General features: G+C 60.3%; 16 protein-coding genes. 7 read left to right on the forward strand and 9 right to left on the reverse strand.

The features are described from left to right. Both ACHFGA_RS04560 and ACHFGA_RS04565 read right to left on the reverse strand, forming a co-directional pair. Positions 1-941: four-carbon acid sugar kinase family protein (locus ACHFGA_RS04560; protein ID WP_394281244.1), on the reverse strand; the 941-nt coding region annotated here is incomplete at its 3' end. Between the two features lie 154 nt (positions 942-1095). Then, a complete protein-coding gene (locus tag ACHFGA_RS04565; RefSeq protein ID WP_394281245.1) occupies positions 1096-1818 on the reverse strand; it encodes a FadR/GntR family transcriptional regulator in 723 nt (240 codons plus the stop codon). Between the two features lie 256 nt (positions 1819-2074). On the opposite strand from ACHFGA_RS04565, the gene ACHFGA_RS04570 reads away from it, so the two are divergent. Continuing rightward, on the forward strand, positions 2075-2935 hold the full coding sequence (locus ACHFGA_RS04570) for a hypothetical protein (RefSeq protein WP_394281246.1): 861 nt from the start codon (positions 2075-2077) through the stop codon (positions 2933-2935). 173 nt (positions 2936-3108) lie between these two features. After that, complete coding sequence (locus ACHFGA_RS04575; protein ID WP_394281247.1) at positions 3109-3597, forward strand: hypothetical protein; 489 nt, start codon at positions 3109-3111, stop codon at positions 3595-3597. Between the two features lie 417 nt (positions 3598-4014). Here the strand turns inward: ACHFGA_RS04575 and ACHFGA_RS04580 are convergent, their stop codons facing one another. Then, complete coding sequence (locus ACHFGA_RS04580; protein WP_394281248.1) at positions 4015-4764, reverse strand: SDR family oxidoreductase; 750 nt, start codon at positions 4762-4764, stop codon at positions 4015-4017. A 124-nt stretch (positions 4765-4888) separates the two neighbouring features. After that, on the reverse strand, positions 4889-5092 hold the full coding sequence (locus ACHFGA_RS04585) for a cold-shock protein (RefSeq protein WP_394281249.1): 204 nt from the start codon (positions 5090-5092) through the stop codon (positions 4889-4891). Between the two features lie 328 nt (positions 5093-5420). Here ACHFGA_RS04585 and ACHFGA_RS04590 point away from each other — a divergent pair, with 328 nt between their 5' ends. Then, entirely contained in the window at positions 5421-6548 is a 1128-nt protein-coding gene (locus ACHFGA_RS04590) for a hypothetical protein (protein ID WP_394281250.1), read from the forward strand. 71 nt (positions 6549-6619) lie between these two features. After that, positions 6620-9463, forward strand: a complete 2844-nt coding sequence (gene leuS, locus ACHFGA_RS04595; RefSeq protein ID WP_394281251.1) for a leucine--tRNA ligase — start codon at positions 6620-6622, stop codon at positions 9461-9463. Positions 9464-9470: 7 nt separating this feature from the next. On the opposite strand, the gene ACHFGA_RS04600 is transcribed toward leuS, so the two are convergent. The 4 genes from ACHFGA_RS04600 to ACHFGA_RS04615 all read right to left on the reverse strand — a co-directional run bounded on the left by ACHFGA_RS04600 (position 9471) and on the right by ACHFGA_RS04615 (position 12880). Further along, entirely contained in the window at positions 9471-10646 is a 1176-nt protein-coding gene (locus ACHFGA_RS04600) for a YeiH family protein (RefSeq protein ID WP_394281252.1), read from the reverse strand. After that, positions 10646-10837, reverse strand: a complete 192-nt coding sequence (locus ACHFGA_RS04605) for a hypothetical protein (protein ID WP_394281253.1) — start codon at positions 10835-10837, stop codon at positions 10646-10648. Before ACHFGA_RS04605 ends, ACHFGA_RS04600 begins: the two co-directional genes overlap by 1 nt. A gap of 111 nt (positions 10838-10948) precedes the next feature. Further along, positions 10949-11914: an MDR family oxidoreductase gene (locus ACHFGA_RS04610; protein WP_394281254.1), complete on the reverse strand. Its 966-nt coding sequence runs from the start codon at positions 11912-11914 to the stop codon at positions 10949-10951. An 18-nt stretch (positions 11915-11932) separates the two neighbouring features. Then, entirely contained in the window at positions 11933-12880 is a 948-nt protein-coding gene (locus ACHFGA_RS04615; RefSeq protein WP_394281255.1) for a hypothetical protein, read from the reverse strand. Between the two features lie 58 nt (positions 12881-12938). Here ACHFGA_RS04615 and ACHFGA_RS04620 point away from each other — a divergent pair, with 58 nt between their 5' ends. From ACHFGA_RS04620 to ACHFGA_RS04630, 3 genes are read left to right on the forward strand one after another with little or no spacing between them, the layout of a single operon-like run. Further along, on the forward strand, positions 12939-13478 hold the full coding sequence (locus tag ACHFGA_RS04620; RefSeq protein ID WP_394281256.1) for a VanZ family protein: 540 nt from the start codon (positions 12939-12941) through the stop codon (positions 13476-13478). 5 nt (positions 13479-13483) lie between these two features. After that, positions 13484-13858, forward strand: coding sequence for a YidH family protein (locus ACHFGA_RS04625; RefSeq protein ID WP_394281257.1), 375 nt, complete (start codon positions 13484-13486; stop codon positions 13856-13858). Then, entirely contained in the window at positions 13855-14217 is a 363-nt protein-coding gene (locus ACHFGA_RS04630; RefSeq protein WP_394281258.1) for a DUF202 domain-containing protein, read from the forward strand. The genes ACHFGA_RS04625 and ACHFGA_RS04630 overlap by 4 nt, the downstream gene beginning before the upstream one ends. On the opposite strand, the gene ACHFGA_RS04635 is transcribed toward ACHFGA_RS04630, so the two are convergent. Continuing rightward, entirely contained in the window at positions 14191-15468 is a 1278-nt protein-coding gene (locus ACHFGA_RS04635; RefSeq protein ID WP_394281259.1) for a hypothetical protein, read from the reverse strand. The genes ACHFGA_RS04630 and ACHFGA_RS04635 overlap by 27 nt on opposite strands. Positions 15469-15584 lie beyond the last annotated feature (116 nt).

Raw genomic sequence — 15584 nt, forward strand, 5'->3', positions numbered from 1 at the left:
TCTAACAGGGCATTGAGCTGACGGGTGGTCGTCGGAACGTGCGAGCCAACGACGATCAACCCGCCCTTGACGTGGTCCTTTGTTACACCGGCGCTGGTCAGTGCAGCAGCGTCAACGACAGACGGGATATCTTGGCCGATGATGGCGCGGACGAATGGTGGTCCAACGCGGTAAATGAAATTCTTACCAGCTTCCTCTGCCTCGTGGAGGGCGATGGCGAGGAGGCGTAAATCATCTTCGGTGACGATATCGACGGCGATTGGTTGTCGGTTTCGTGCGGTTTGAAGTTTCTCTAGCGCAGTTCCACCTCGGAGATCATTCAAGGAAATCTCGATGACGTGGTCAGCGGGGGTTGCACCCTGGGTTTTCTCCTCCACCCAATCCGCGAGGCGGGAGTGCGAATAGCCAAACGTAGCGTCCTGGGCGAACTCGGTTTCTGCCACGGGGGTGAAGCCATCGGTTTCGTTGCCGGCATAGTGGACGCCATTGACTGTGATGCGCCCTGCATCGCCAAAGGCTGGGACGATCAGATAGCCATCAATATCTTGTCCGGCGGCGCTGGCGACATCGGCCAATGTGTCGGGTTCAAGTGGGAAATGTCCACGCAAAGTGGAATCGGACCGAGAGACGAAGGTAAGCGCTCGGTTGCCTGCGGCTTCTAATGCCGCGCGGGCTACGTCGCGGTTGATCTGCTCCGCATCAGCAGGGGACAGAGACCGCGAGTTGGTCATGATGTAGATCGCCGGTGCGTCTTGGTCTAGTGCCCAACGCAAATCTTCAGGTTCCCAGCGTGTGAGGACGGGAAGGTTCGCGACCGATTGAGTGCCAGTTGGGTCATCGTCGAGAACGATCAATGTGTCTGGTCGTTTCGGGACTTCGCTCGCAGCACAAGCAACTGGTGCAAGCATCCCTTCGGTTAGCTGTTCGAGAGAATATGGCATTTTCCATTCCCTTTCTGTCATATGTGTCGCCTAACCCCAGACCTCTGTTGCCAGACCTCTGAGGACCTAGGTTAAAGTTAACGATAAGGAAGTGGAAATGTAAATGGCGGGGGTATTAAAGCAGGTAAAAGCCCACTTAAAGCAACTGCCGGGGTTAGTGAAGTGGGGGACGATAAGGGTCTGAACCGTCGATGAACGCGCTGATGTCGTCGAAAGTCTGGCTCATATGTCCGCGCATCGCATTTTTTGCTCCCTCCGCGTCCCCGGTCTCGATTGCGCGAAGGATGTTGGTGTGGTGCTGAATCGCGCGAGCGCGAATTTCAGATATTGAGTTCGTCTCAATCCTGGAATGAGCAAGGGCACCTTTGAGAGGCATGACCATAGCGCGGACGAACGGATTGCCCGAAGCGTCCAGAATGGCATCGTGGAAATCTACGTCCGCAATGTTAGCCTTTTCTGCATCGTCGGCCGCATCTGCTTCGATGTAGCGGCGCAGGCTGTCTTGCATTATTTCGATTTCTTCTTGGGTTGCATTTTGTGCGGCTAGGCCCGCGGATCCGACCTCGATCATGCGTCGCAACTGGGTAAGGTACATGCCAACTTGTTTGTTATCTAGTTGCTGCGACAGGGCATACACCACGGTCTGCACATCGGTCCACCGATCCTGATCGGTGACAAAAGTCCCCCGGCCGTGAACGACCTCAAGAACGCCCCGGTTCGCTAGAGTGCGAACGATTTCTCGCATCGTTGGCCGGGATACGTTGAGATACTCTGCAAGTTTGATTTCGTTGGGGAGCGCGTTACCCGGCTGGAACTCACCGCTGATAATGGCGTCGAGAAGGTGCTGAACGCCTTCGGTTACTAGGTCTTTACGCATTTCCTGCCCTACAGTTCAAATATCAACGTATTTAGAGTAGCTGGTGCACAACCCCTATAGCGAGGCCACGACGGTTCTGGATAGGTCTTGACACTACCAAGGTCGCTCAAATTCTATCGAAAAGTAGAAGCGGCGCCGACCTGAGCCTTCGGCCCAACGTGCTGAACAGAGACTCGCTTTTCGACGATAGTTTCTGCGGTAATGTTTGCTGGGACGATAGTTTGAACTCTTCAACATCAAGGATGCTCGGAAAACCATGAAAAAGCTCATTGTTGCTCTGGCCGCGTTGGCCCTAGGCACCGCAGGCTGTACGAATTCGGAGAGCTCAACTGAGCCGACGGCTGAAGAGTCCTCGACATCCAGCGCGTCGTCGACTTCGGTTCGCGAGAATGTGGTGCTGGGCGAAGGAGATAGCTTCGAAGTCCCCTGTTCAACGTTGGGTTCGACGAGCTGCATGACAGTTGACATTGTCTCCATCAATGCACAAGCGACCTGCGCAACCTATGAGGGCGCCGAGCCTGGCCGCTTCGTCGCCCTTGAATTCACCGCGTCGATGCCAGAAGACGCAGACACAGATTTCACTTCGCCTTTCCGTTCAATGCCTTGGAGCGTGTCGACGACCGACGGTGAAATTAGTCGGGTCGACACAGAAATACAATGCGATGGAGCCGGTAGCTACCTCAATTTGATGGACGAATTCCCCGGCTATTCGGCCACCGGTACGGCATACCTGCCAGTGCCTGATAACGCTGACTTGGTCCATTTCGAGATCGCCGAGGGCGATAAGGTGAAGATTGCTGTACCGGCCGACGAAGGTGGTGCCCAAAACGACGAGGCTGGGCAACCTGCGGAAAGCATCGGCGAACCGGTGCCCGCGGCTCCGCAACCCCCTGTTCCTAGCCAAGCGCCCGCCCCAGCCCAAGCCCCTGCGCCAGCACCTGCCCCGCAACAAGAGCCGGTGATCGGCTTTACAGAAGCGCCCGGCCAAGTTGCACCGCACCCGCTGGACAAGCAGATCGCATCATGCGGTGACCCGAGCATCCACGAAATCGGCACCACGTTCTTTACTGATGGCACCTCTGGGTGGACGCAGCAGTGCTCGAACCAAATGATGTAGCAGCTAGCGGTGGCTCGTGTCTTCTAAGCATCATTGGGAAAGTTGGAATGGCTCATTGCAAGTTTCCAATGAGCGTTTTCCAATGAGGCCTTGTCATTGGAAATCCCATGCCCAGTTAAAAGCTTTTTACAGAAAGCTAACACTGCAGTGCTTTCCCAGTTAAAGTACAGCACATGAAACGACTTATCCTACCCGCTGCTTTAATTCTTCCCATGACCCTGGCTGCTTGTGGGGATGCGAGCGACGAGCCGGAAACGCTTGCAGAGCCCACCTTGGAAACTTCAACAGTTACCTCGGAGGAAACTGCCAGTTCAGAGAGTTCTTCCAGCGAAGAGAGCTCAGAGGAGCCGATGTCAGAAGAGCCTGCTCCTGAGGAGCCCGCCTCTGAAGAGCCTGAACCAAACTTGGGTCCATGTGATCCGGGCGCCTTCAACTTGGAGGGTCCGACCGAAACCGTGGTCCCTTACTGCGATGGGCAGTGGGCTCACGCGGCTAAAATGCAGACCGACTACTCGGTGAAGGTGAGGTGGGATGGCTCCCAGTGGGTCCGGATAGATCCTCAGGGCGAGCTCAATAGTGGTGCATGGTGCTATGACCATGGTTACTGGCTTGACCAGGGTGCACCGGCCGAGTTCGTCGCAGAATTGACGGAGTGCTACTAGTCTGACCGCTCAAATTCGCCGGTTTGGCTGGATCTGTCAAAGACGCGGCCATCTTGCACCAGGTGGGGTGCGCGACGACCTGCAGCTTTGTAGTGGATCGGTGCAAGATGGCGCCATCCTGCACCGGTCCATTTTAAAGTGCCTGGTCGTCGGGGAGGGGACCTGGTGCAAGATTGCCCTGTTATGCCCAAGTGTCGCCGTGGCGCGCGCTAGTCTCCTGCGGGACATGTGAAAGAAAGCCTTAATCCCAAACTCCCAATCATCATTGGGAAAGTTGGAATGGCTCATTGTAAATTCTCAATGAGGAGTTTCCAATGAACGCCTCTCATTGGAAATGTGCAGGTCAGAAAAGTGCAAATCATGTTGCCTTTTAAAGTATGACTTAAAATGACGTGGATTGCCGCCGGCCCAACCCCCTCACCCCGCCAGGATGCGGGTGACCAACCGGCGCAGCCGGTCCGGCGCGATCTTGCCGGCGACGTAGAGAATCTTGTCCAGCGCTGAAACCCCGTAGTGCAGTTTTCCGCGGTTCCACCGGCCGGTCGCGGTCGCGGCGGTGAAGACGGTGTCAGCGACCTGCTCCGGGGTGATGTTTACCCCGAGGCGGCGGACGCTGGCGGCGTCGACGTCGGCAAGCGATGTTTTCGCCCATAGCGGCCACACGTCGACGACGCGGATGCCGTCGCCCCGCCATTCCAGGCTCAGGGCCTCCGTCAGTGTCCCCACATAAGACTTGGTGGCTGAGTACACGGCGATTGAGGGCTGCCCAAAGATCGCCGACGCACTGGCGATGTTGATCAGCGTGCCGCGCGTGGCCGCGAGGTACGGGTGCGCGGCCCGTGCGCCGAGAGTGACCCCCACGGCGTTGACCTCGACGAGCGAACGAACACGGTCCGGATCGGTCTCAGCCAGCGGCCCAGAGGTGATGATGCCGGCGTTGTTGTCCACCACGTCGATGCCGCCGTCGGTGCGCCCGGCGAAGTCAGCCAGCGCGGCTTCCCACTGCGCAGAGTCGGTCACGTCTAGGCGGCCGGTGACCAGGTTCGGGTGCTCGAGCGGGACCTCGGCGATGTCGTAGGCGCCGACCAGCCAGCCCTCATCAAGAAATTTCCGGGCCGTGGCCAGGCCGATTCCGTTGGCAGCCCCTGTAATAAAAATCGATCGCATAAGGTCGATCTTAGGAGCTTGACCCACCTCGCGGCACCAACCACAGACAAAGGAAACTGCCCGCACAAACATTACGTCTGTGCGGGCAGTCTCGATTAAGCGGTTATGCGCTTACTGCAGCGAACTACAGTGCGCGGACCTGCTGTGCCTGTGGGCCTTTGGCGCCTTCGCCGACCTCGAACTCTACGCTCTGGCCTTCTTCCAGGTTGCGGAAGCCGCTGCCCTGGATTTCGGAGAAGTGCACGAACAGGTCGTCGGACCCGTCGTTAGGAGCGATGAAGCCGTAGCCCTTGTCGCCGTTGAACCATTTCACAGTACCCTGTGCCATACATATACCTATTTCTTGCGATGGTGTACGCACATCAGCATGCTTCACTGATGGGCGAGTCGTTTGAACTCCACTGGGACGACTCACTCGAATCATCAGTAGGGCCCGCGTAAAAATTTCCTGCGAGCGAGTAAACCAAATTAAACACTGTGCAATAAAACCGCGACTGGGGCCAATTGTGGCACACATTGGCACGTTCGTCGCATGCGGGTGTGAAAGGGATTCCTTTCGGCTACCCCCGACCGCCCATCGCTGCAGGCAAAAGCCGTGTCTCATCCCTGCACTTGTTTTAGTCTTGAGGCGGAAATCCCAACCAAAGGAGAAGCGAATGGCGGGCCTGGTTCTGGAAATTCAGCAGAATGGCGGGGGAGATCCGTGCGTGATCCTGGTCGATGCCTCCTGGACGATCGAAGATCTGCACGAAGCAGTTCAGATCGTCCATGATTGGCCCGGCGAGCTTCTCTTCGCGCCCGAGATTGAGCAGGATCCGTACGCTATCTTGGAAGATATTTTCGTCGAAAAGCACCAGATCACGGCCGCTTTTCAACCACCTCGCGCATCGCGGATCACGGTGACACTGCGCGAACGCATCGCCTCCGATGTCCAATTCCCCAGTCTGCTCAGCAGTAGTAACACCCTCCCGGTCCCGGCCGCTTTCATCCACAATGAGCTGGCAGGGCTCGCCGAGCCCATTTTAACCCCAGTCCCGCGTTCTTTCGTCGAGGCGATGTGTCATGTCAGCCCTACATTCCGCACGCTTTACGACGAGTCCCTCGTGGAACCACACCAGGTGGACGCCCCGGAGCTATCCGATGTTGTGACAGACGCGATCGCGCCCCGGCTACGCACAGCTCTGGCGGTCTTCGCGGACGGTGAGATTGAGGTGCCCGAAGTCCCCGAAGACGATATTGATCCGCGCTTAACGACGATGCTTCTGGACCTTGGGATGGACATTGTGGAATCCCCGGAGCTCGTCCTGATTAGTACTGCGGTGGACTGTTTGGAAAGCGCGGAGCTGATTCATGATCCCACCCATTACTCCGTATATAGCCTGACCAGGGACGGGGAGGAGGCCCTCGAGAATCCAGAACTGTTCTTGGATTATGTATTGAAAGAGCTGATCACGGGCTATTCGCCTGATGAGGTGACGGTGGCGTTGATGGACGCGATGGCGTCGTTGATTGGTCGGGAGACGGCCGCGGAACTGATCGATACGCCGGTGGGCATGCTCGACATTACGCTGAGCACGAATCCTGAACTGCCTCCGATGGGCACTGAGGCAGAAACCATTCCCGTGCGCGCTAACGCGTTGCGCGACATGTGGGGCCTGCAGGAGCCGAGTCAGGTCAATGGTGCGCCGCCGGAGCTCAACTACGCCGGGGCAGAAGCGCTGCGTTACGCAGTGGGCCGCGCGTTGGGGGCGATTGAGGAGCACATCCAAGATGACAGCGGATAATTACGCCAGCCCCTGCTAACTCAACGCCCTGCACCCGCTCATGTCCGGAGGGTCTACTACACTGTTCAACCATGACGAACGCGCAACAGGGACCCGCCTTCCGCTACTCGGCGGAGCTGGCGAATACGATCGAAACCAAGTGGCAAAAGTACTGGTCTGACCACGGCACTTTCCATGCCCCGAACCCGGTCGGCGATCTTGCCACCGCTGGTGAGCTGCCGAAGGAAAAGCTCAATGTGCAGGACATGTTCCCGTACCCCTCGGGCGCGGGCCTGCACGTGGGGCACCCGCTTGGATATATCGCCACGGACGTGTTCGCGCGCTACTACCGAATGCGGGGCAAGAATGTGCTGCACACGCTGGGTTATGACGCGTTCGGCCTGCCGGCGGAGCAGTACGCGATCCAGACGGGCACGCACCCGCGCACAACCACCATGGCCAATATTGAGAACATGGAGCGTCAGCTGGGCTCCCTGGGCCTGGGCCACGATAAGCGTCGTGCGGTGGCGACGACAGATCCAGAGTTCTACAAGTGGACCCAGTGGATCTTCCTGCAGATTTACAACGCCTGGTTCGATGAGGAGCAGCAGAAGGCACGCCCCATCGCGGAGCTTATCGACGAATTATCCTCCGGTGCTCGCACCACGAAAGATGGGCGCGAGTACTCGTCGTTAAGTGCCGATGAGCAACGCGCGGCTGTCGACGAGTTCCGCCTGGTGTACCTGAGTGAGTCGATGGTGAACTGGTGCCCGGGGCTGGGCACCGTGCTGGCGAATGAGGAGGTCACGGCGGATGGTAAGTCTGAGCGTGGCAATTTCCCGGTGTTTAGGAAGCGTCTGCGTCAGTGGATGATGCGGATTACGGCGTACTCGGATCGTCTGTTGGATGATCTGGAGCTGCTGGATTGGCCGGAGAAGGTCAAGGCGATGCAGCGTAATTGGATTGGCCGTTCGCGTGGCGCGGAGGTCGGTTTCACAGCTGTTTCCCCTGGTAACGGCGAGGAACACACCATCCACGTGTTCACTACTCGTGCCGATACCCTGTTCGGCGCCACCTATGTGTCCTTGGCGCCGGAGCACGCGCTTGTCGCGGCGCTGACCGCCAACGAATTCCCTGAGGGCACGAACCCGAAGTGGACCTACGGGTGTGACAACCCGGCGGAGGCGGTGCAGAAGTACCTGCGCGATATCGCGGCGAAGTCGGATCTGGAGCGCCAGGAGAACAAGGAAAAGACTGGCGTTTTCCTGGGCACGTACGCCACTAACCCGGTGTCGGGCGAGCAGGTGCCTATCTTCATCGCGGACTACGTGCTCACCGGCTACGGCACGGGCGCGATTATGGCGGTGCCGGCCCACGACGAGCGCGACTATGAGTTCGCCACGGAGTTTGAGCTGCCGATCGTCGCTGTGCTTGACGGCGACATCTCTGAGACCGCTTTCACCGAGGACGCGACCCACATCAACTCTGCCAATGACCGCGGCCTGGACCTCAACGGTCAGGGCAAGGAGGAGGCGATCTCCACCACCATCGACTGGTTGGTTGCCGAAGGCGCTGGTGAGGAGAAGATTCAGTACAAGCTGCGCGATTGGCTGTTCGCCCGCCAGCGTTACTGGGGCGAGCCTTTCCCGATCGTCTACGACGAGGATGGCCACGCCCACCCGCTGCCCGAGTCTATGCTGCCGGTCGAGCTGCCGGAGGTCGAGGACTACAAGCCAGTCAGCTTCGACCCGGACGACATTGATTCCGAACCTTCCCCGCCGCTGGCCAAGGCCACCGAGTGGGTCAACGTCACCCTGGATCTGGGCGATGGCCCGAAGGAGTACAAGCGCGACACGAACGTGATGCCGCAGTGGGCGGGTTCGTCCTGGTACCAGCTGCGTTATATCGATCCGACGAACAATGAGGCCTTCGTCGACATCGAGAATGAGCGCTACTGGACCGGCCCCCGCGGTGAGAACGATCCCGGCGGCGTCGACCTGTACGTCGGCGGTGTTGAGCACGCCGTGCTGCACCTGCTCTACTCCCGGTTCTGGCACAAGGTCCTCTATGACTTGGGTCATGTGACCTCGAAGGAGCCCTACCGCCGCCTGTACAACCAGGGCTATATCCAGGCCTATGCCTACACCGATGCCCGCGGCGTGTACGTGCCCGCCGCCGAGGTGGAGGAGCGCGACGGCAAGTTCTACTACCAGGGCGAGGAAGTCACCCAGGAGTACGGCAAGATGGGCAAGTCGCTGAAGAACTCGGTGAGCCCGGATGAGATCGCCGATGAGTTCGGCGCGGATACCCTGCGCGTCTATGAGATGTCGATGGGCCCGCTGGACACCTCACGCCCATGGGCGACGAAGGATGTCGTCGGCGCGTACCGCTTCCTGCAGCGCTTGTGGCGTTTGCTTATCGACGAAGAGACCGGCGAACTCTTGGCCTCCGACGATGAGCTGACCGATGATGACAATAAGCAGCTGCACCGCACCATCGCGGGCGTGATCGATGATTATGAGAACCTGCGCGATAATACGGTGGTGGCCAAGCTCATTGAGTACGTCAACTACCTGACTAAGACGTACCCGAATGCTGTGCCGAAGGCCGCGGTTGTTCCGCTGGTGCAGATGGTGTCCCCGCTGGCCCCGCACATCGCTGAGGAACTGTGGGAGCGTCTGGGCAACACGGACACGATTACGTTTGAGCCTTTCCCGACTTTTGAGGAGAAGTGGCTTGTCGACGATTCCGTGGAGCTTCCCGTCCAGATCAATGGCAAGGTGCGCTCCCACATTGAGGTAGCTACCGATGCCTCGAAGGATGAGGTTGAGGCGGCCGCGCGTGCCGACGAGAAGGTTGTCGAATTCGTCGGCGACGGCAACATCGTGAAGGTGATTGTAGTCCCAGGCCGGATGGTCAACCTGGTGGTGAAGTAGGCGCGGGCTAGTTAAATAGGCCAGCGAAGATCACGCCGAAGAGAACCCAGCTGAGCGCAAGGCCGACCAGCAGGTTCACGGCGGTGCCGAAGGTGAACACCAGCAGGGGCTTCCACCCGGCTTCGCGCAGGGAGCTGAAGCGGAATTCCAAACCGATGGACACGAACGCCAACGTGAACAGGAAGGTTTGCAGTGACTTCGCGGCGTCGAGGCCGGAGTCCAGCCAGCCACCATCAGCGGCTGCGGGGAATGCGGCCGCGAGGACGGTCACCAGCAGTGATGCTGCGATGAAGCCCAGGACGAACTTGGGGAAGCGGGTCCACACTTCACCCCAGCTTGGCTTGGCGGTCGTCGCACTGCGGTCCACCTTCAGGGTGAAGTAAAGGGACAGCGCGACGGCGACGAAGCCGATCAGCGCGTTCTGCGTCATCTTCACGATCGCGGCGTACTGTAGCACTTCCTCGCCAGCCACGGCGCCGGCGGCGGTGACAGCCGCCGTGGTGTCGATATTGCCGCCGATCCACGCGCCGGTCACCGGGGCGGAAAGTCCAAGCACCCCGGCAAGCCATGGCAAGAGGAAAATGGATGGTACTGCGAAAACGATGACCAAGCCCGCGGTATAGGCCAGCTGCTCCTTGCGCGCGTTCACAGCGCCTGCCGCGGCCACGGCGGCGGAGACGCCACAGATCGACAACGCGGAGGCAAGCAGTGCGCGAAGGTGGTTGTCCACCCCGAGCAGGCCCGCGAACCACCAAGTCAGCATGAAGACCGTGGCGATCAATAAGAGTGCCTGGATCACCGCAGGAGCTGCAGCAGACGCGATCACGCCTAGATTTACGGTTGAGCCCAGCAGGACTAGGCCTGTCTTAATGAACAGCTCGGTCCGGAAAGCGGCGGCCATCTTCTCGGACCAGCCGAGAAGCGAGAGGATGCCGTTGACGGCGAAGCCAAGGATGATGGCATAAATCGGGAACTCGATGCTCTTCGCAAAAGTGCCGAACCAGGTGTTCGCGGTCCATTCGGGCACGCGGGACACCAGCACCGAGACTAAAATCGCAAGGCCGAAGACAAGTACTAGGCCTGCCAGGGTCCACAGCGGGTGGGCCTTGGCTGATTCCTGGTCAGTTTGCTCGGTGGCCTGCGTTGTGTCGGGGGAGGTGTTCTGTGTTGTGACGTGTGACATTAGAACCACTCTCCGATGTTAGGGACGATCCCTGCGAGGCAAGCGATAAGAAGTACGAGGCCGGCGATCGTTGCCGTCCAGTCCTCGCTGAGTGAGAATTTGCCGTGCGAATCCGGTTGCGAAGTCGCAGGTGACGACGGAGTGGGGGCCGCGGGGGACCCAGGCGAATCCGTCGAGTGTGCTGTCGTCATGGTGCACCTTTCACGATACAAGTAGACTAAGGGGTCTACTGCCTTTTTGTTAATGGTAGACTTAGCGGTCTACGCTAAAGCTACGGCAGAGACCCAGCGCATTGCACTTTATTATTCAGACGCAACGTCCTGCACTTCAACGACGGTGCGGCCGCTACCAGTGCCGGACAGCAGCGCAGCACCAGTCTCGATCGCACCGTTCAGGTCCACCGTCCGGGTATGCGCGCGCAGCTTCGCCACGTCAAGGTCCTGGGCGAGTAGCTCCCACGCTTCTTCCCGCAGCTCGGCTGGTGCGTCCACCGAGTTCACCCCTGCCAGGTTCACGCCACGCAAGATGAAGGGCAGGACGCTGGCGGGGAGATCGGCACCCGCGGCCATGCCGCACGCCGCCACGGTGCCGCCCCAGGTCACCTGCGCCAACACATTCGCCAGCGGGGTAGAGGCCAGCGTGTCCACCGCTCCAGCAAACCGCGCCTTCTGCAGAGGCTTGCCGGCTTCCGTGAATTCGGTGCGGTCAATAATCTCGGCCGCGCCCAATTCGCGCAGCCAGTCACTGTGCTCGTCGATACGCCCAGTAGCCGCTACAACTTCAACCCCGCGGGAGGCCAGCAGTTGCACCGCGACCGAACCCACGCCGCCGGTAGCGCCGGTGACCAGCACGGGGCCGTCGACCTCGCCGAGGGCCAGCACGCACAGCGCAGCGGTGTAGCCTGCGGTGCCGATCGCGGCGGCGGTCCACGCATCGAAAACGTCGGGCACCGGGGTGACGTACTTCGCGTCGATTCTCATCTGCGGGGTATAACCGCCGTGGCGGCGCTCGCCGATGCCATGGCCGTTGACCGTGACTAGGGTGCCGGCCTCAAGCGCGGGGGAGTCCACCACGGTTCCCACTGCGTCGATTCCCGGCACCAGCGGCAGGGTGCGCACCACGCCCTTGTTGCCGGCCAGCGCCATGCCATCCTTATAGTTCACGGAGGAATGGGTGACGTTAATCAGGGTGTCGCCCTCGCCGGCGTGCTCCGCGGCGGTGTCGATCAGCTGTGGTCCGTTGTCAGTAACTAGGAGTGTCTGTGTCATGCCCCCACGATAGGGCACCTAGAGGCGAGTCAGCAGCCAACCAATCAGATGCTTGCCCACCTCAGTAGGCTGCACCGCCCCGGACAGCGCATTGAGCTTCTCCAAACCAAGCAGCCCACGCAGGTCCTTGTTCAAGGAGCTGGTGGGGGTGACGTGACCGCCGGTCATATCGTGGATCACCTGGGAGTAGGCATTATCAAAATCGCTGACACCCACACCCAAATGCCCCGCCACAACAGACGCGCTGACCAGCGCGAACAAGGCACTGATGACGGCCTCGATCTGGTGGGTGGAGTTAAAAGCGTACGGGAAGTTGCGGTCCACCCACTGCAAGTACTCAGAAGAGTCGGCCAGGCAGTCCTCGCCACGCTCGGTGAGATACAGCGCATCGGTGTCGAAGCGGGCCAGACGCATATCCGTAATCAGCTTCACTAACGACGAGGCCGCCCGCTCCGGCTCGCCCTCCTCAGTAAAGCCACGCTCCAGCGGCACGGTCTGCAACGTCGAACCCACCGGCACCTTCGGGTACTCAATGGGGCCCGCCTGGAGTTCCTCAAGAACAGGGCGCAGGGTTGTGTCGAGTTGCTCGTCGATACGCGCACGCATCTCAGGCGAAAGCTCGGCGTAACGGCTAAGGTCGGCGGCCTCAATGATGGGGGCCAGGCGCGGGTAACCCTGCGCGAGCACGTCGAAGAGGTTCATCTCGCCCTGCACGGCCACGGAGACACGCGCGTCGCCCTGCTCGAAGTAGAAGACCGCGCCGGGGCTTGTTAGCGCCTCGGTGAGCGAGTCCATCTCGTCGCCGCCGGGCTCGAGCGTGAAGCGGAAGTCTGCCGCGACGAGTTCGAAAAGCGGGCTAAGCACGCGCTGCAGCTGGCTTGGGCTGAGGTCGGTCGGGACGGTGATCGTTTGTTGGACGGGCGGTTCGGCGCCCTCGAGGTCAAGAAACAGGGTGGTCTCGGTCATTGTTCCGAGCCTAGTGACCCTAGCGGCTCTGTGCGAAATACGCGTACAGTGTGGGGCTGTGTCCACCAAAGCTCCCGCCCATCGTGTCCTTGCCCTGATCACGGGAGTGTTCTGGGCGCTTGTGGTGGCCAGTTTTACGCTGCTGAAGTCCAGCGTCTCCCTGCCCGGGCTGTGGGATGCGGACGTGCACCAGCGACGTGAAATTCGCTTGATCCCGCTGCAGGGTTTCGTGGATCCATATATTTGGTGGGGTCCGGTGCTTAACCTGGTGGGCAATATTGGTTTATTCGTCCCCGTGGGCTTCTTACTGGTCATCGCGCTGCGCCCGCGACGCCCTATCCTTACCGCCACGCTGACGGGTTTCGGGCTGAGCCTGGCCATCGAGGTCGCCCAGTTTGTGTTCGCGCGCGGCTATAGCGATATTGATGACCTCATCTTCAATACGTTGGGTGCGTTGCTCGGGGCCTGGATCGCGTCGCGCGTGCCGACGAAGGCTGTGACCATGTGTATTGGCTTCATCGTGGCGGTGGGCATGATCGCTGTGCTGCCCTTTGCTGTTGACATGGCGCAATGGGTGCGGGCGACGGTCATAGAATAGGGGCCATGAAGGATTCTCAGGACGAGCGCAGCGCATTAGCGCGTGCGGTGTTCCCGGACGGTGAGGAACCAGATCCGCGCTTCACCTTGGCGAATGAGCGGACGTTTTTGGCGTGGACGCGAACGTCATTGGCGTTCCTTGCTGGTGGTATCGCGCTGGAGGCGTTTGAGATGCCCAGTATCGACGAGGGACTGCGGCGCATCGCGGCCGTGGTGATCATCGTGATCGGGATGCTGATCGCCCTAGGTGCGGCGATCCGCTGGGTGCGTGTGGAGCGCGCGATGCGCCACGCCAAGCCGCTGCCGGTCCCGGCGATCGCCCCGGTGCTGGGCGTGGGGATTTTTGTCGCCGCCATCGTCGTGTTGGCGGCGTTACTGTGAGGCTGCCCCGCGAGTTCCCGTCCCGGGTGAAGGATGCGCAGATCCCCATTACGGACCTGGGCCTGCAGCCGGAGCGCACCAGCTTGTCATGGTCGCGCACCTCTCTTGCGATGTTGGTGTGCTCAGCAACGCTGCTGCGCTGGGCGTGGCACTACGCGGCCGTGGTCTACGTGGCTATCGGGCTGCTGGCGGTGTTGTCGCTGGTCATCGTCATCACGCAGCGCCGCCGCTACTTCGTCGAGGCTCAGGGGATCCAGCGCGAATCCACTGAACCGAACGTACGGCCCGTCTTCGCGATGACGGCGGGCATGGTCTTCCTCGGGGCGATCGGGCTATACCTCATCGGCATGCCGTTCTAGCAGCTGCGCGAGGAAGCGCTGCCCGGCACCCGTCATGGTCAGCCCGTTGGTCGGCTCAAGCACGCCCAAGCCGATGAAGACGTCGGCGGCGCGTTCCACATCCGTGGGCATCGGGGTAGAGGCGCGCAGCAGGGTTTGGGCGCCTGAGCTGGCGGTCAGCCACATCAGCACGCTGGGCCATTCGGCTTGTGGAAAGGCTTGGGGCAGCTCCTCCACCAGGTGGTCGACAAGGGCAGGGGTGTCGTCGATAAGCGCCTGGCCCAGCGGCGACAAGCGGACCTCATGCGCCTTTTCCTGGATCACCCCGGCGATGGTGAGCACCTGGCGCAAAGCGCGGACGGGGCCCGCGTGCTCCTCGATATGGTTACCGCGCAGGCCCAGGTTGGCGGCGATGGCGCGCACATCCTCCATGCGCAGTTGGCCGCGTTCGTCCAGCTGCACGCCGTCGGAAACATAGTCCAGGATCACGGTCAGGTTGTGCTGCATCGGGTCGTCGCCCTCGTCTTCGATCAGGGCGTCGGAGAAGAATTCGGCGATGGCCTGCACCAACGTCGGATTATGTTCCGGGTGCGGGTCCAGGTTGATGATCTGCTGCAGCTCAGGGCGGCTGTCCAGGAAGAGTTCGAACTCGTCGGCAAGCATGTTGGCGCGCGGGTCCTGGGCCGCACGCGAGAGGGAATCGATCTGCAATTCCTCGGCCACATAGGCGATGCGCTCAGAGATGGTCACGTGGTCGGCGCTGGTCAGCCTTTGCAGGATGCGTTCCGGGCTCATCACCGGCAGGAAGCTCAGCAGCAGCGGTGCTACTTCCATGTTGGGCACCAGCCCTGCGGTCAGCCGCCGGGCTTCGTGGTGGAAGCGCGTCATCATGGCGGGGCTGCCGCTGGCCTCCACCACGTCGGGGCCAAGCGCGTCCACGAGTAACGGCGTTGGCCCGTCGATTTCGGATTCCCCCAGCGGCTCGACGGCCATGTTCCAGTTCGCGCTCGTGTCATACACGAAGGTGGTTGGGCCAATATCGGCCACCGTGACGGTGTGTTCCGCGATTTCACCTTCCGCGGGTGAGGTCGCGTACACGTTGCGGGTGGGACCGGTGGAGTCCATGTACATGTGCGTGGCCATGCCCGAAAAACCGAAGGCAGCTTCAATAACGTTTGCTAGTTCCCCCAGGTGAATCGAGTCATCCACGTTAATCAGCCGTGACATTTCGGGCTTGGAGCCCTCCACGGTTATCAGTAGTGAGACGATCATGTGTCTTAGGGTACGACGGATCGTCGTCACGCGCGCGCCAAGTGCCCACGAGCGCGCCCGGAACCGTTTAAGGTAGGACTTAACAACAATTTCCTAATGTTTCCTGATCGCCTAGG

The organism is Corynebacterium sp. (genome assembly GCF_043426755.1).
In the GTDB taxonomy this organism is placed as follows: Bacteria; Actinomycetota; Actinomycetes; order Mycobacteriales; family Mycobacteriaceae; genus Corynebacterium.

What these genes read in the sequence shown, in the direction of transcription:
- ACHFGA_RS04565 (WP_394281245.1), bottom strand. Translation starts at nt 1,818, where the DNA reads ATGCGTAAAGACCTAGTAACCGAAGGCGTTCAGCACCTTCTCGACGCC.
- ACHFGA_RS04570 (WP_394281246.1), top strand. Translation starts at nt 2,075, where the DNA reads ATGAAAAAGCTCATTGTTGCTCTGGCCGCGTTGGCCCTAGGCACCGCA.
- ACHFGA_RS04575 (WP_394281247.1), top strand. Translation starts at nt 3,109, where the DNA reads ATGAAACGACTTATCCTACCCGCTGCTTTAATTCTTCCCATGACCCTG.
- ACHFGA_RS04580 (WP_394281248.1), bottom strand. Translation starts at nt 4,764, where the DNA reads ATGCGATCGATTTTTATTACAGGGGCTGCCAACGGAATCGGCCTGGCC.
- ACHFGA_RS04585 (WP_394281249.1), bottom strand. Translation starts at nt 5,092, where the DNA reads ATGGCACAGGGTACTGTGAAATGGTTCAACGGCGACAAGGGCTACGGC.
- ACHFGA_RS04590 (WP_394281250.1), top strand. Translation starts at nt 5,421, where the DNA reads ATGGCGGGCCTGGTTCTGGAAATTCAGCAGAATGGCGGGGGAGATCCG.
- leuS (WP_394281251.1), top strand. Translation starts at nt 6,620, where the DNA reads ATGACGAACGCGCAACAGGGACCCGCCTTCCGCTACTCGGCGGAGCTG.
- ACHFGA_RS04600 (WP_394281252.1), bottom strand. Translation starts at nt 10,646, where the DNA reads ATGTCACACGTCACAACACAGAACACCTCCCCCGACACAACGCAGGCC.
- ACHFGA_RS04605 (WP_394281253.1), bottom strand. Translation starts at nt 10,837, where the DNA reads ATGACGACAGCACACTCGACGGATTCGCCTGGGTCCCCCGCGGCCCCC.
- ACHFGA_RS04610 (WP_394281254.1), bottom strand. Translation starts at nt 11,914, where the DNA reads ATGACACAGACACTCCTAGTTACTGACAACGGACCACAGCTGATCGAC.
- ACHFGA_RS04615 (WP_394281255.1), bottom strand. Translation starts at nt 12,880, where the DNA reads ATGACCGAGACCACCCTGTTTCTTGACCTCGAGGGCGCCGAACCGCCC.
- ACHFGA_RS04625 (WP_394281257.1), top strand. Translation starts at nt 13,484, where the DNA reads ATGAAGGATTCTCAGGACGAGCGCAGCGCATTAGCGCGTGCGGTGTTC.
- ACHFGA_RS04635 (WP_394281259.1), bottom strand. Translation starts at nt 15,468, where the DNA reads ATGATCGTCTCACTACTGATAACCGTGGAGGGCTCCAAGCCCGAAATG.